This is a genomic window from Arthrobacter sp. zg-Y820 (genome assembly GCF_030142155.1).
Lineage (GTDB): Bacteria > Actinomycetota > Actinomycetes > Actinomycetales > Micrococcaceae > Arthrobacter_B.
This window is the reverse complement of sequence record NZ_CP126248.1, coordinates 17,715-32,368: the sequence shown is the minus strand read 5'-3', so window position 1 is coordinate 32,368 and position 14,654 is coordinate 17,715. Positions and strand designations below refer to the sequence as shown.

The following is a 14,654-nucleotide window of genomic DNA, read 5'->3' as shown; positions in this document are numbered from 1 at the left end:
GTCGCGAAGATTAGTTGTAGCGCGAAATGGTTGGCCTCGAAGAATTCTTGCCAATGATCTTCGTTCTTCGAATAGGGACCCTCAAGGTCCGTCTCAAACCGGTCTATAAGCGCCTCAAGGGAAACCAACTCGATGTCGTCGCGAAGTTGCACCAGTCGTTCGGGAGCTTCTCGAGCGATGACTGGAGCAGCTGCAGTCTGCCGGCCGCGCTGAAGGATATAAGTCCGTGTCAGACTTGATCGGAGCAGCGACTCTCCGCGAGGTGCGCAGGCTGCAGCGCAAACGGATGCCCGTACCCAAAGACTCTTACGGCATCCGCACACCAAAACCCGGAGTCCGGGAAATAACTGCAACCGCCACCCGCAACGAATCCGGCTGGATCATAGAAAAACCCGAAATCAGCAAGGGCGCCCACCTCAACCTTGCATCCCGCCGACCCGGAGTCCTGGACCCCGCAGCACTGGTTCCGTGAAGAGTGGTTCTACATGTGGACCAAGGGCCTGGACCCGTGGCGCATCGCCGTGCTGTGCCGGGTGCCACCGGAAGGTCTACGACCATATCCGCACCAGAATCATCTATACCCCGAACTGTTCGGACAGCGGCTCATTGTCCACGACCAGCCGGCCCTGCCGCCAGGCGGCTGAAGAAGTCGAAACCCACATGGGAAGAACGGCGGCTGCGGACCTGGTCGACTTCCGACAGGTCTATTGGAGGTTCCCCCGAGGGGACGTCGAGGGTGAGAGCTCGCTGTACAGCTTCCTGCAGAGCCAGCGCGGACGGTACCGGGCCGACAAACTCGGGGTCGATCTGGCGACCGGAACCGGAACGGGATCAGGCGGACCGGTGATCGCCCCGACGCAGCTCCGGATCACCGGTTTCAACGACCCCGACGGCTGTGTCATTGCCAAAGAGACCGGTGACGATCCCGACTTCGGTTTCGCGTTCTGCCATCTGAATGCCTACAACGTCTCTGTTGGGCAGACCCTGCAGCGTGGAGACATCATCGGCACCGAAGGCAACAGAGCCCAACTCGGGCAGGTCGGAACCCATCTTCATTTCGAAATCTACAAGCCGGAAGCACCGGCTGTCGTGTATCCGTATCAAGGGTGGAATCTCGATCCGGAACCCATCCTGAAAGAGAAAGGAGCTTGGGCGTCATGACCACGTCCCGGCATGGGCATCTTTCTGCAGCGGCCACTGTCTGTGCCGTTCTCCTTGTAACAGGCTGCGGCGGTTCAGGAGAGACCAGCGTTTCTTCCGCCCCTGGCCCGGAACCCGCTGCTTCCCGGACTGCGCAGGCCGAAGTTCTTCCGGGGGACGGGACCTTTGTACGAGCCGATGACGCTGACCGATCGGACGTTGAATCGACGGCCGAAGTTGCGGCACTTATGCTCCATTCGTGGGATACGGCAACGGACCGCACTCAAACAGCAGCTGCGGTTAGAGCCAAACCACTCATGAGCGAAGAGTGGGCTAGCAATCAGATCGAACCGGAACGTAACGGTGCCCAGGGAGCTTGGCTAGAGGCCGGCCGGCACGAGGCATACAGCTCACCCAGCATCATTCCTGCCGCTGGCGATGTGAGCCGTGACGTCGCAGAGGACAAGGCAATCCGGGTCTATGACGCCAGCTGGAGATGGATAAGCCGTGATGGCACAGATACGCAGCCGGTAGGACGCCAAATCGTCACTGTCTATTTGGAGCAACACAATGGCAGCTGGGTGGTCGTAGGGCATCAGTTGCAGGTTCCCGCTTCGTGAGCCTTAGAAAATCCCCCGCTGGCCCAACCTCGCAGCGGCGAGCAAGTGCCGTGACTATGACAGGTTGAGATGGCCCCGGTAGAGCGATTATTTCTGGCCCCACTTCGTGACTCGCCGGGCGGCTTGTGACGGTTATATGTGGCCCCGCCTTCAACGTTGGATTCATCAGTGGATGGATGCGGTGGAAGGCTGGTCTGGATGGAGTCGAGAGTGGAGTTGTTCGCGCTGATCCGAAGGGATGCCCGGGTCGAGGGCCTATCGGTCCGCGCTCTGGCGGCCAGACATAAGGTTCACCGAAGGACCGTGCGGCAGGCTCTGGATCCGCCTCCCCTCCGCCACGCAAGCCAAGACAATCGGTGGCCTGGCGGCAGGATCCGGTCAAGCGGTGATTGATGCAATGCTGACTGAGGACACGACGGCGCCTCGGAAGCAACGCCACATTGCCCGCAGGATCCTGGCGTGGCTCATTGAAGAACACGCAGCGGAGGAACTCTCGTACTCGACGGTGCGCGACTATGTGCTGGTCCGTCGGGCCCAGATCGACGTGGGGGCAGGCCGACGGGTGGAGGCGTTTGTGCCGCAGGAGCATGCCCTGGGTGCGGCGGCCGATCATCTTGTGCCCGCCGCCGCCGTCGGGAATACGTCCGAGTTTCTTGATGTCCACGTGCACCAGGTCCTCGGGGTTCTTGTGTTCATAGCGGACGGGTTTAGGCCGGCGGACCGGCAGTCGGTGGTTTGGTCCAGGTGCAGGTGGTGGGCGATACGGTGAGGTTCCTCAACGGCGGGTGAAGCGCAGCGCGATGATCCGCCGTTCGGTGCGCACAGGTGTCCGGTGCGGACAGGACAGCGGACGTGAGGAAAGATCATGCATGCCCTGTTCTCCTCGGGCACGTTATCTGTCGGCCCATTTCTTCGCCGGTGAGCAGTTGAAGTGTTCCGCGGCCCGCTATCCAAGTCGCCTTTCAGACGGCCAGCAGCAGCGCATCGCCATAGTCCGAGCTTTGGCGATGGAGCCGAAGGCATTTCCTGTCCCTGCCGGACCTTGGCGATGACCTGCTCGGGTGTGTCTGCGTGCCATGATTCGTGAATTTCCTCCTGTGTCCATTCTCGGACACGAACTCACATAGACACTGGACTTCCATCTGGGACCCAACCAGGGAGTTCTCCAACTTGGCAATCTGAGGACCAGCGGACTCCATGGAAGATTCCTGCCCCGTGGTAGTCGAGTCGAAATCGGGCTACGGTCTCGACGGGCATCCTAGCGACAGAGTGGTGAGGCCTCCGAACTAGAGGGCGAAGCACCTGCCGGCCCAATGCTGAGGAGTCTGACCGTAACCTTGACGCCTTATCAATGGATGGAGCTGCAGATGCAGCACCGCAGCACTCTGTCTCTGCAGATGACCTGAAGGAGTCCGTAAAAGTTCGCGGACACCCTCTCTCGAGGAATGGGCTACGAAAAGGTAGTGGGGTTTCCTACTGGTCCGGATGAACGACTACGAGGAACCTGCCCGCGGCAGATGGTGTAGCGGGCCCGCAGTAGAGCGTTACATAAAATTTACAACCGCTGTAGAACGACCTTTCCAAAACCGCCCTGCGCAACCTTCCTCCGCGTCAAACCGCGGTTCCCCGACTCGCTCAAAGCCTAAAATCAGGCGTACTCAGGCTGCTGAACTGTCCGGTTCGAAGCTGTAAGGGTATTGCACCTTAGTAGAGCGGCAAGCTAGTCTCTGGAACCATCTTCCAAAACGAAGAACCCGCTCACAAGAGGTGCGGTAATCCCATTCGAGTACATCGGGAGTCAGTGCAATGGAATTATTCTCTAAACGAAGCCGCCTCCGCGCGGCCGTAGCCGCTGTTGCGGGCGCAACCCTTCTTGTCACCGGCTGCGGCGAACAGGCCTCTGAAGGTGGCGGAGGTGAACGGCCGCAGATCGGTGTGGCGGAAATCAACCTGTCACTCCCGTTCTTCGTTGAAATGCAGGAAGCCTCGCAGAACATCGCCGATGACTATGGCGTCGACGTCGCCTGGCAAAGTGTTGACGGCTCGATCGAGACCCAGATTTCAACCATTGAGAGCTTCATCGCCCAGCAGAAGGACGTCATCCTCATCGACCCGGTCAATGCCGACGCACTGGTTGATGTGATAAACCGTGCGACCGCAGAAGGCATCGATGTTGTGACCATGGGCAACAAGGTCCCGGCTGACGAGAATCACAACACGCTCTACCCGGACTACGATAACTGGGTCCAGCAGGCCCGCATCCTCGGCACCGAACTGGGCGGAGAAGGTAAGGTGCTGCTCTTGATCGGATCCGTGGGTAATTATGTGTCTGACACCCGACAGGAGGCGTTCGAGACCACCATGGCCGAGGAATTCCCGGGCATTGAGATCATTACTCAGCCGACCAACTTCGACAGCTCTGAGGCGGGCTCCGTTACCCAGACTGTCCTGACGAACAATCCCGATCTGGCTGGTATCGCCAGCATCTCGGATGGTTTGACTCTCGCGGCTATCAAGGTTGTAGAGCAGCAGGGCCTGGACATTCCATTTGTATCAAACGATGGAGACCAGACGGTTTACGAGTACATCGATTCCGGCGTAATCCTCAGCAACATTCTCACCGGCTCGTATCGGGTAGGCGCTTGGAATACTGCAGCGGCCGCTCGTATGGCGCTGGGTTCTGAGTTTGAAACCGACCTCTTCATGCCCACCTACACGATCGCCTCCGAAGGGACGGCAGCGGGCCTGGCTGAAGAAGGTTTGGAACTGGAGACCATCACTACTGCGGAAGCTTCTGAAATCGCTCAGCAGTACGCCGAAGAATTCGGCTCCGAGAAGTCCGACGCGGACATGACCGTCGGATCCGGCTCCTAGCCTGATCCGCTACTACGGATGTCAATCCGTGGCGGCGGCATAGCGCCACCGCCACGGATCTTTCGAAAGGTATGCACCGTTCTGATGAGAGACCAATTTTCTAGAGTTGCGGATGCTGTGCGCGATCAGCAGAGTCGCACAGAGGTCATCTTGATTGCCGCGATTCTTATTGCGGCAGCGTACTTCGGCTTTAGCTTCACCGGATTCTTGAGCCCGTTCAACATGGTCAACATCGCGGTGCAGACGGCGGTGATATCACTTGTCGCCTTCGGGATGACGGGCGTAATCATCGTCCGGGGCATTGACCTTTCGGTAGGTTCGTCTCTCGCACTGGCCTCAGTGGTAGGCGCCCAAGTCCTCGAAGCGACCGGAGGGAGCTCCCTTCTCACCATTATCACGGTCTTTGCTGTCGCACTCGCCGTTGGTGCATTCAACGGCTTTCTTGTGGCGGTACTCAAGGTGAACGCGTTCATGGCGACCCTGGGTATGTTCGCTCTTGCCCGAGGCGCGGCCATCAGCATCTCCGGCGGCGCATCTCTACCGATCGCAAACGACGTCATTCTGTTCCTTGGGCGTGAAGGAATTTTCGGCATTCCCTGGTCGATTATCGTCACCTTCGTCGCGCTGGCGCTCTTCGCCTTTCTGCTGCGCCGCACCATGCTCGGCCGCTGGTTCTTCGCAGTCGGTGGCAACACCCGCACAGCAGTGGCAATGGGAATCCCCGCCCGAACGGTCCAATTCTCAGCGTTCGTGCTTGTCGGTGCCGCTGTTGGGATGGGTGCGCTGCTGACCATCGGTCGGGCTGGCTCGGCGCAGCCGATGGCCGGGCTCAACCTGGAATTCTCGGCCATTACCGCGGCCGTCATCGGCGGCGCGAGCCTGGCTGGCGGTCGCGGATCAATGATCGCAACGTTCCTCGGATCGATCTTTGTCGGCGTACTTACCTCAGGACTGTCATTCGCAGGAGTAAGTCAGCCACTCATCTACCTGTACACCGGTCTACTCACGGTGGTCGCCGTCATCGTGTCTCAGCGCGAAGTCGTGCTGCAAATAAAAGACAATGCAACTTTCTTTCTGAACTCCCTCCGCGCGCACTCGTCCCGTCGCCGCACTGCCGAAACCGCTGCCGATGCAGGAACTGGAAACCAGTCGCACACCCTGAACTTGGTCGACGTGCAAAAGTCCTTCTCCGGAGTTCAAGTCCTGAATGGCATTTCCTTCTCCGTCTCATCCGGGGAGATTGTCGCGCTGATGGGCGAGAACGGCGCCGGGAAATCGACTCTCGTAAAGGCCATCGCAGGCAACAACCGGCCCACTGGCGGCCGGCTCGAGATCGACGGCGTGCCAGTGACCTTCGCCGGACCCGAGGACGCCCGCAAATCCGGAATCGCAGTCATACACCAGCATTTCAGCTTGGTGCCGGACTTAACTGTCACACAGAATATGTTCCTCGGACAGGAACTCCGCTTCGGCAAAATCGGCCCCCTGCGGCGTCGACAAATGGAACGGGATACAGCGTCCCTATTGAGGGAACTGGATATGCCGTTCTCGGCCACTGACGTCGTAGGGGAACTGAGCGTCGGGCACCGCCAAATGATTGAGATTGTCCGGGCAGTGCGAGAAGAGGCTTGGCTGGTCATTATGGACGAGCCGACGTCCGCTCTGTCATCTCGAGAGCGGGACCACCTCTATGAGCTGATCGACCGGCTCAAGGCCCGAAACACCGCTATTCTCTATATCTCCCACAAGATGGACGAGATCTACCACCTTTGTTCCCGCGCAATTGTGTTGCGCGACGGTAATTTGGTCGGCCAGCCCAATCTGTCCGATATCGATTCGTCAGGACTTGTGAACCTAATGATCGGCCGCGACATGGAAAGCGCATTCCCGTACAGCGAGTCCTTGGTTGGCGAAAGACTCGTGGAGGGCAAGGGCCTATCCGATGGCGGACGGCTGACCAACGCCTCCATCACTGTGCACCGTGGCGAAGTAGTCGGTTTGGTGGGCCTGATGGGGTCGGGTCGAACGGAGCTGATGCGGACCGTCGCCGGGCTTTCGAAAGCCACAGCCGGTTCGCTGGCCGTTTTTGGAGAGGCGAGGGGTAGCCGGTCTTTCCATGACCTCGCCGACCAAGGTCTCGCTTTTGTGCCCGAAGACCGGCAGGAAGAAGGAATCTACCCGGAGATGACAGTCGGGGAGAACATGAGCATGTTGTGGCTCCGCCGGAACTCGCCCGCCGGCTACTTGTCCCGCCAACGAGAAGGGCAGATGGTCGCTGAACAGGTACGGCGGATGAATGTCCGTCCGCCGGATCCAAAAAAGCTTATCAAAAACCTTTCCGGCGGCAATCAACAAAAAGTGGTCCTGGGTAAATGGCTCGCCCTCGATCCGGAACTGATCCTGTTGGACGATCCGACCCGAGGGGTGGATGTGGGAGCGAAGGCGGAGATCCACACCCTGATTTCGGAATACAAGGACCAGGGTGCGGGAGTGCTTCTCACCTCATCAGAAATCCCCGAGGTACTGAGCATCGCTGACCGCATAATCGTCATGCGGGATGGAGTAACGGTCGGAGAATACCCACGTGGCGTCAGCGAAGAGCAGCTAATGCGGGACGCGTTCGGTGAAGAGGGAGCGGCCATCGCCGAAGAATTGCAAAATCGGGACCGCCCGGAAGATAACAAGGCAGAGGTGACCCAATGACCAGCACTGGCCTCACCACAGAGCCCAGGCGGTCCGCCCGCCCAAAGGGCAGGATCTTGGACCGGGCGCGTGGCTTTGTTGTCGAATATGCACCGCAATTACTGCTGGTCATGCTCATCGTCGTAGTGGCGTTGATCAACCCAGTGACCCTGTCGACTGCCAATATCGTCAATGTATTGATCAATGCTGTGCCGATAGCGGTGCTCGCTCTGGGGGCGATGTGGATCCTCATCTCCGGGGGACTGGACTTGTCTGCCGGGTTCGGCGTAGCGATGTGTGCGCTGGTTATCGGCGGAGGTCTCCAGCAGGGGATTCCCGTTCCTCTGGCGCTTCTCTACGGTGTGCTCGCCGGGCTGGCGCTGGGACTGATTAACGGCATCCTCGTCGGGGTGCTGGCGATGCCCCCCTTCATAGCCACACTTGCCACGATGGCCGGAGTTCAGGGCATGGTTCTCCTGCTCGGCACGCAGGGCACCGTGATTGTCAACGCCGACATACTCAGCTTCATTGGTGGAGCACGTCCGATGGGCATCCCCATGCTGGTGATTTTGGCGGTGCTTATCGCTGCAGTGGTCGCGGCGGTGGCGCGTTACACCCGGTTCGGCTTGTACACCTATGGGCTGGGTTCGAACCGCGACGCAATGGTAGCGCGCGGCGTGCCCATTGTGCGCCAGACCGTATTGGTCTACATGTTCGGCGGACTGCTGGTGGCACTGACCGCGATCATCCTCGTGGCCAAAGTGCAGATCGTCGACACCAACATCTCGAATATCAGTCTCCTACTGGACGCGTTTGCCGCAACCATCATCGGCGGCACCAGCCTATTCGGCGGAAAGGGAACGGTGCGCGGCACCCTCACTGGTGCTCTTATTATCAGCCTGATTTCGACAAACCTTGTCGTCATAGGGGTAAGTGCAGAGAACATCGATCTATTCAAAGGCATCACCATCGTCGTCGCCGTCATCATTGACGCCGGAATCCGCTTCCTCGAGAAGCGCCGAGCAGCTTGAACATCGAATTGCAGAAGAGAGGAACATAATGTCACTCAATATTGCCGTGGTTGGAACAGGATTCATGGGCCAGCTCCACGCTCGCACGGTGAGAGATTCACCTGCCGCAACACTGCAGGCCGTCGTCGATGTCAACGAGGCGGTCGGCCGTCCTGTTGCAGAGGAACTGGGCACCAACTATCACTCTTCCGTGAGTGCCGCGCTTGAAGATTCGGCTATTGACGCTTACATCGTTGCGCTTCCGGATACTCTCCATGAAGAAGCTTCAGTAGAAATTCTGCGCGCCGGCAAGCCGGTGCTGCTGGAAAAGCCGCTGGCTCACACTCTTGAGGTCGCTCGTCGGATCGCAGCGGCAGCCGACCAAGGAGGGGCGCGTTTGCTTGTTGGGCAGCTGCTTCGTCACGATCCTCGTTATGCCGCGGCGGCCGCAGCGGTGCGAGAAGGAAAGGTCGGTGAGCCGCTGCACCTAACCGCTGGCCGCATCGCCAGCCGTGACGTGGGCACTCGGATGAACGGTAAGTCCAGCGTGCTGTTCTATGTCGGCATTCACGACGTTGACGCCATCCAATGGATCACGGGGCAGCGCATTACCCGGGTCTATTCACGCGCGGTAAGCAAGCTGATGCCCTCTATGGGAGTTGAATCCGAAGATGCGATCCTCTCGGTTGTCGATCTCGAGAACGGCGGAGTAGGCGAGCTCTTCAATGGGTGGACGCGCACGAGTGACACCCCGGTACAGATTGACGGGCGTTTTGAGCTGTTTGGCACTGACGGCTCGCTTGAAGTCGATGTGCGTGACCATGGCATCAAAGTATATGGCAAGGACTCCTTCGAAGTGCCGGACGCGCTGCACTGGCCCGAGGTGAACGGCCGGATGCATGGAGACCTGGCCGCAGAGGTGGCACATTTCGTCGAGGCGGTCGTGCACAACAAGCCGTTTGTCATCTCAGTCGAGGAAGCAATGCGAGACGTTGCTGTGAACGATGCCATCCTGCGCTCAGTCGAATCAGGCCAGCCTGAAGACGTGGAAGTAGTCTGACCGTCAATGAAGCTTGACTTTGTGCGGAATGCGTTCGGGAACGGCCCCACCGGATACTTCAATACGCCGTCAATGGGACTGCCGACAAGATCAACGGTCGCGGCAATGAAGAGTGCGCTCGATGCATGGGTCGATGGCACGGCCAACTTCGGCGAGTGGGAGGTTGCCGTGGACCGCTGCCGAGCAGCATGGGCAAGGATGTGCGGGGTCGCGGTTGAGGATGTGGGAGCCGTGCCGTCGGTTACCTCCGCAGTGGCGGCGATCGCACACAATCTGCAGGACTCTCCTGGGGTCTTGGTAGCCCATCGGGACGAATTTCGCTCGCTGTTGCTGCCGGCTGTGGTTGCGTTCGGGCCCGAACGCATCCGCTGGGTGCAGGGTCCCTATACCGCTGCGGCTTTCGAGAATGCCATCGATGATGACGTCGTTGCAGCGGTCGCTTCCTCGGTATCCTCCGCAGATGGAGCTCGACTGAACCTAGGCAGGATCATGGATGCCTGCGATGCCACAGGCGCACAGATGATCGTTGACAGCACCCAGTCGGAGGGCATTGTCTCGCTCAGTGTAGATTATCGGCGAATTGCTGCCGTGGTCACTGCCGGTTATAAGGGGCTGCTCGCGCCGAGGGGGACGGGATTCGTTTACGCCTCGGCGGCGGCGGCACCTGAAATGACCATCGTGCCCAGCCCTTATGGTATGGAAGACAACGCCGTTCGAGGTTCGTACGGTCCGTCGGATCAGGCATGGGCGGGCGGGCGAGGTCTGACACAATCTCCTGCCTGGCTGTCCTGGGTCGGTGCTGTCCCAGCTTTTGAACTCCTCGAATCCGTTGACCCGAAGCAGCGCGAGGCCCATGTGCTCGCCCTGGCCGGCCGCTTGCGCGACGGTCTGGAGGATGTAGGTATCGCCGTGCAGGAGTCCGATTTGGCGAGCAGCGTCGTGTCCATGGGTGTAAACCGGATCGACGTCGACCTGGCCGGCGAACTCGAAAGGGCCGGCGTGCGCGCCGCTGTGCGGCTGGGCCGGTTGCGCTTGGGGCTGCATCTATATACCGAAGAGCGAGACGTTGATCGCGCGTTGAACGCGATTCTTGACCTCGACCTGGACCGTTTCGAAAGGATTTAACATGTCCGTCTATGAGCCCTCGATGTTAGTGGCAGGCAAGCAATACACACCCGAACGGGAGACGCGTATCTATCTGTCCCCGACAACCGGCGAGCCTGTCACACAGATTCCCCTTGGCACAGGCGAGGACGTCGATCGTGCGGTTGCCGCGGCGCGAGCAGCGGTGCCCGTGCTCGCTGCGTTGTCCTTGGATGAGCGGGCCAATCTCCTGGTCAAAACGGCTGAGGCCATCCGCGCCAAATCCGACGAGTTCGCCAAGATCCTCGCCGTCGAGCATGGTAAGACTCAATACGGTGATGCAGTTGGTGAAGTCGAGGGGAGCGCCGCTGCAATGGCGAACGCGGGAGCGCAGGCGCGCTGGTTGACGGAATCACATTATCCGCTCTCCACGCCCAATAAGCGGTTGCTCACGGTGCGGCGCCCTCGGGGTGTGTACGGCATTCTCACGCCGTGGAACTTCCCCCTTGGGATCGCAACGCAGTACTATCTCGGGCCCGGGTTGGCCGCCGGCAACAGCATGGTCTGGCTCGGAGCGCCCTCAGTTAACTCGACACACGCCCTGCTGGCCGAAACGATCGCCGAGATTTGGCCCGCCGGAGCGCTTAACTTCGTGATGGGTGATGGCCCCGTCGTAGGTCAGGCCCTGGCTAGTCATCCCCATGTCGATGCCGTCGGGTTCACCGGATCGACTCCGGTCGGAAATGCCGTACAGACGGCGGCCATTGGCAAACCTGCGTTTCTCGAGCTCGGCGGGAACGGCCCAACGATCGTACTGCCCGATGCCGATATCGAACGCGCAGCCAATAAAATCGCTACTGGAAGCTTCACGAACGCCGGCCAAATTTGCACCGCTTCCGGGCGTATTATTGCTCATGCATCGATCGCCACCGAACTCGCCGAAGCCATTGCCGCCGAGTCAGAACGGTTTGTGCTTGGCGACCCGAGAGACCGCGCCACCACAATGGGGCCGGTGCACCGCACCGAGCTTGTAGGTGCTATTTTGCGGCAGCTGGAAGATGCAGTAACTAAGGGTGCTCGAGTAGTTACCGGCGGGCGCTTGCTCGATGAAGCGCCAACCGGAAACTATCTACTCCCCACCGTCGTCGACAACGTCCCCCATGACGTCGAACTGCACTTCTCGGAAACATTTGGCCCCGTGGCGCCGATCGTTCACTACGAGTCCGAGGAAGAACTGAGGAATCATATTGCAGCAAGTTCATTCGGGCTGCATGGCGGCATCTTTACCCGAGACGTCGAAAAGGGGCTCACTCTGGGCGAGTCCTTGCGCGTTGGGCATGTGAATATCAATGACACCAGCGCCTATTGGGAGCCTTCCATTCCGGCAGGTGGAGCTGCAGGAGCGAACAGCGGCATCGGCCGTTCGGGAGGTCCGTGGTCTGTCATGGAAATGACCGAGGTCCAGACTTTCACACTCGAGCTGGGGTAGTCAGACATGTTGCCGGACACAGCCGTAGGCGGCTACAGCCGCGACTTCGCGCGACTGACATCTGATGAGGCTGCGGAAGCTAGCGGATCAATTGTGCTTGTGCCAATCGGCGCCGTCGAACAGCACGGCCCGCACCTACCGCTGGGTACTGATATCTGGCTGGCACACCACATCGCGTTGACGGCTGCACAGGGTACGGATAACGTTTTGGTCGCTGAGGCACTTCCGATAGGCTGTTCTGCCCATCATCGTTCCTACGCCGGAACGATGAGTCTTCGGCCGGAGACGTTCATTGCGATGATTGTTGACGTTGCCCGTTCGCTCGTCGGCGATGGTTTTGTACCGGTGTTTGTGAACGGGCACGGGGGGAATCGGGCTCCGCTCGGGACAGCGCTCCAGGTGTTGATGCAGGAAGGCATCGATGCCTGGGCCGTAACCTACTTTGAGCTGATCAGTCGCGAGATTGAGGAGGAGTTCCACGACTCTCGAACTGTCGGCCATGCCTGCGCCATGGAGACGTCATTGTCCCTCGCGCTGTGGCGTACGCTCGTAAAGGAAGCAGATATCCCCGCACTCAGTGGGCAGGGCAGATTTCCCGACGCGAGCCTGTTCGGCAGGGATCCGGTTACCCGGCATCGGCCATTCGACGAACTCACACACAATGGAGTCGTCGGCGATCCTTCGGTCAGTAGTGTAGATGCCGGATCGGCGCTGCATGAGCTAGCTGCAGAACGACTTGCTGGAGTGCTGAAGCAAATATCTACCGTAGGCGCAGATTCTGCAAAGGAATGAAAACATGACAAAGCAAGCAGAGGCCAACGCGGACGGAGCGCGGAGTAAAGGCCCCGAAGGGCTGCGCGCACTCGATCGCGCGATGAGTATCCTCTTCGCTCTGACCTCGCATCCCGACGGAATCAGTCTGGCTGATCTGTCGCGCGAAACAGGCCTCACCACCACAACGGTGCACAGAATGCTTGCTGCCCTGCGTTCAAAGGGGCTCGCCCGAGAAACCCCAAGCGGCCTGCATGGGCTTGGAGTTGGAACACTCGTGCTTTCCGGCGCCTACCTCGCCGGTCTTGATCTGCGGACGGAGAGCCGGCCCCACCTCGAAAGGTTGAGTATCGAGACCAACGAAACCTGCCACCTCGGCGCGCTGGCATCTCCACAAATTGTGTACATCGAGAAGATGGACAGCACACACCCTGTACGAATGGTCTCTCGTGTAGGCGGTACGATGCCCGCTGTTCTGACCGCCATCGGACGTGCCATTCTGGCGTACTCTTCCGACGAGGTGGTCGCTAAGACCCTCGCCGACACGAAGTTCCAGCTTGGGGACATTGTGCAGGAGGCCGCCTTGATGGAGGAGATCGCTAATGCCAGGCGTTTGGGTTACAGCTTGGACCTCGAAGAAAATGAGCCAGGGATCTGTTGTGTCGGTGCGCCCGTGATGGACGCTAGCGGGCGCCCTGTTGCGGGAATCAGTGTGTCGACCCCAAGTGAGCGCTTCGACCGTTCTGCCGTCGACTCCTTCGGATTGCTGGTGCGAAAAACGGCAGATGACATCTCCGAATCACTCGGGTATCTGCCGCCCGCTCGGCTGGTGCAGATGAAAGAGGCAGGAAAAGGCGGCGAGGACGCCCAATGAGCGCTGCGGGAAGCCCAGTCCGGACGATAATTGTCGGTGCGGGACGCTTTGGCGCCCTGCACGCCCGGGCCTGGAAGGAAGCGGGCGCTGACATCGTCGGCCTGGTGGATGTGGATGAGGCCCGACTTAGCGAAGTGGCTGCGCGAGTGGGTGCTCTCAACCTCAGTTGCGACGCGGAAGTACTGCTGAAAGAAACGCAGCCGGATGTGGTTGTCATTGCAACCGCCGAAGACTCCCACGTCGAAATTACCGAGATCGCTCTCCAGAACAACTGCCACGTACTTGTTGAGAAGCCATTTGCGCTGACTGCGGAGGAGGCCCGGCGAGTGATGGGCCTGGCCAAGCAGCGAAATCGAGAAGTGATCGCCGGTCACATTTCACGCTTTGCCCAGCCATATCGAGCGATGCGGGACGCGATGGACGCCGGCCGAATCGGAGACTTATGGTCGCTGCGGCTCCGACGTGACTTCTCCCGAAGCTGGTTCAAAGCCTTCGGTGCACGAGTGAACCCCGTATGGGAATCATGTATACATGATGTCGACCTGGCACTCTACTTCACCAATGCACGTGCCGCGCGGGTCGTGGCGATGCGCAGCGAGGCTGCTGGCGCATCCGCCTCCAGCATCGTCAGTTCGCTCATTCAGTTCGATAACGGGGTGTTGGCGACGGTTGAAACGGCATGGTCAGTTCCTGAGCAAGCGCCGCAAACCGAATCGGGAGCACTCGAACTGCCCGGTTCTATCGTGGCCGAGGCCGAGGCACACGGGTCAAGCGGCGTCGTTAAGCAGAGATTGCTCAGCGACGCGTTGACGGTGTGGTCCGACGCGGCTACCTGGTCACCGAACCCTGCACTGTGGCCCCTTACCGACGGCATCGTCGGGGGCGCTCTGCGCAGCGAAGTCGAGTATGCCATCGACGTCGTGAAGGGGAACCGCTCCAACGACCTTATGCCGATGGATCATGCAGTCGAGGGCATCGTGATCGCGGAGGCGATTGTCGAATCGCTGAAGTCGGCCCAGCCTGTCCTGTTGACCACACCATAGAAAGCACC

The 14,654-nt window shown here is 59.7% G+C and carries 11 protein-coding genes and 2 pseudogenes; 12 read left to right on the top strand and 1 reads right to left on the bottom strand.

Annotation, left to right across the window (positions count from 1 at the left end):
• Positions 1-181 precede the first annotated feature (181 nt).
• The 3 genes and pseudogenes from QNO08_RS17330 to QNO08_RS17320 form a co-directional block, all read left to right on the top strand.
• Positions 182-472 (top strand): ParB family protein, encoded by a 291-nt coding sequence (locus tag QNO08_RS17330; RefSeq protein ID WP_502866874.1) that lies wholly within the window; start codon positions 182-184, stop codon positions 470-472.
• Positions 473-606: 134 nt separating this feature from the next.
• Complete coding sequence (locus tag QNO08_RS17325; RefSeq protein ID WP_229968293.1) at positions 607-1,161, top strand: M23 family metallopeptidase; 555 nt, start codon at positions 607-609, stop codon at positions 1,159-1,161.
• 797 nt (positions 1,162-1,958) lie between these two features.
• A pseudogene (locus QNO08_RS17320) lies at positions 1,959-2,370 on the top strand (IS21 family transposase); the annotation flags it as partial.
• Here the strand turns inward: QNO08_RS17320 and QNO08_RS17315 are convergent.
• Positions 2,362-2,706 (bottom strand): annotated as a pseudogene (locus QNO08_RS17315) (transposase family protein); the annotation flags it as partial. The pseudogenes QNO08_RS17320 and QNO08_RS17315 sit on opposite strands and share 9 nt — an antisense overlap.
• An 860-nt stretch (positions 2,707-3,566) precedes the next feature.
• On the opposite strand from QNO08_RS17315, the gene QNO08_RS17305 reads away from it, so the two are divergent.
• From QNO08_RS17305 to QNO08_RS17265, 9 genes are all read left to right on the top strand, one after another.
• Positions 3,567-4,634: a sugar ABC transporter substrate-binding protein gene (locus QNO08_RS17305; RefSeq protein WP_229968295.1), complete on the top strand. Its 1,068-nt coding sequence runs from the start codon at positions 3,567-3,569 to the stop codon at positions 4,632-4,634.
• A gap of 150 nt (positions 4,635-4,784) precedes the next feature.
• Positions 4,785-7,337 (top strand): ATP-binding cassette domain-containing protein, encoded by a 2,553-nt coding sequence (locus QNO08_RS17300; RefSeq protein WP_284155668.1) that lies wholly within the window; start codon positions 4,785-4,787, stop codon positions 7,335-7,337.
• On the top strand, positions 7,334-8,347 hold the full coding sequence (locus tag QNO08_RS17295; protein ID WP_229968300.1) for an ABC transporter permease: 1,014 nt from the start codon (positions 7,334-7,336) through the stop codon (positions 8,345-8,347). Before QNO08_RS17300 ends, QNO08_RS17295 begins: the two co-directional genes overlap by 4 nt.
• A gap of 28 nt (positions 8,348-8,375) precedes the next feature.
• Positions 8,376-9,386 (top strand): Gfo/Idh/MocA family protein, encoded by a 1,011-nt coding sequence (locus tag QNO08_RS17290; RefSeq protein ID WP_229968302.1) that lies wholly within the window; start codon positions 8,376-8,378, stop codon positions 9,384-9,386.
• 6 nt (positions 9,387-9,392) lie between these two features.
• Positions 9,393-10,511 carry an aminotransferase class V-fold PLP-dependent enzyme gene (locus QNO08_RS17285; protein WP_229968304.1) on the top strand — a complete coding sequence of 373 codons (1,119 nt, stop codon included), beginning with the start codon at positions 9,393-9,395 and terminating at the stop codon, positions 10,509-10,511.
• Between the two features lies 1 nt (position 10,512).
• The gene (locus QNO08_RS17280; RefSeq protein WP_229968306.1) at positions 10,513-11,958 is read left to right on the top strand and encodes an aldehyde dehydrogenase family protein; all 1,446 of its coding nucleotides are present in this window, start codon (positions 10,513-10,515) and stop codon (positions 11,956-11,958) included.
• 6 nt (positions 11,959-11,964) lie between these two features.
• The gene (locus QNO08_RS17275) at positions 11,965-12,750 is read left to right on the top strand and encodes a creatininase family protein (protein ID WP_229968308.1); all 786 of its coding nucleotides are present in this window, start codon (positions 11,965-11,967) and stop codon (positions 12,748-12,750) included.
• A 4-nt stretch (positions 12,751-12,754) separates the two neighbouring features.
• A complete protein-coding gene (locus QNO08_RS17270; RefSeq protein ID WP_229968310.1) occupies positions 12,755-13,603 on the top strand; it encodes an IclR family transcriptional regulator in 849 nt (282 codons plus the stop codon).
• A complete protein-coding gene (locus QNO08_RS17265) occupies positions 13,600-14,646 on the top strand; it encodes a Gfo/Idh/MocA family oxidoreductase (protein WP_229968311.1) in 1,047 nt (348 codons plus the stop codon). The genes QNO08_RS17270 and QNO08_RS17265 overlap by 4 nt, the downstream gene beginning before the upstream one ends.
• Positions 14,647-14,654: the final 8 nt, after the last annotated feature.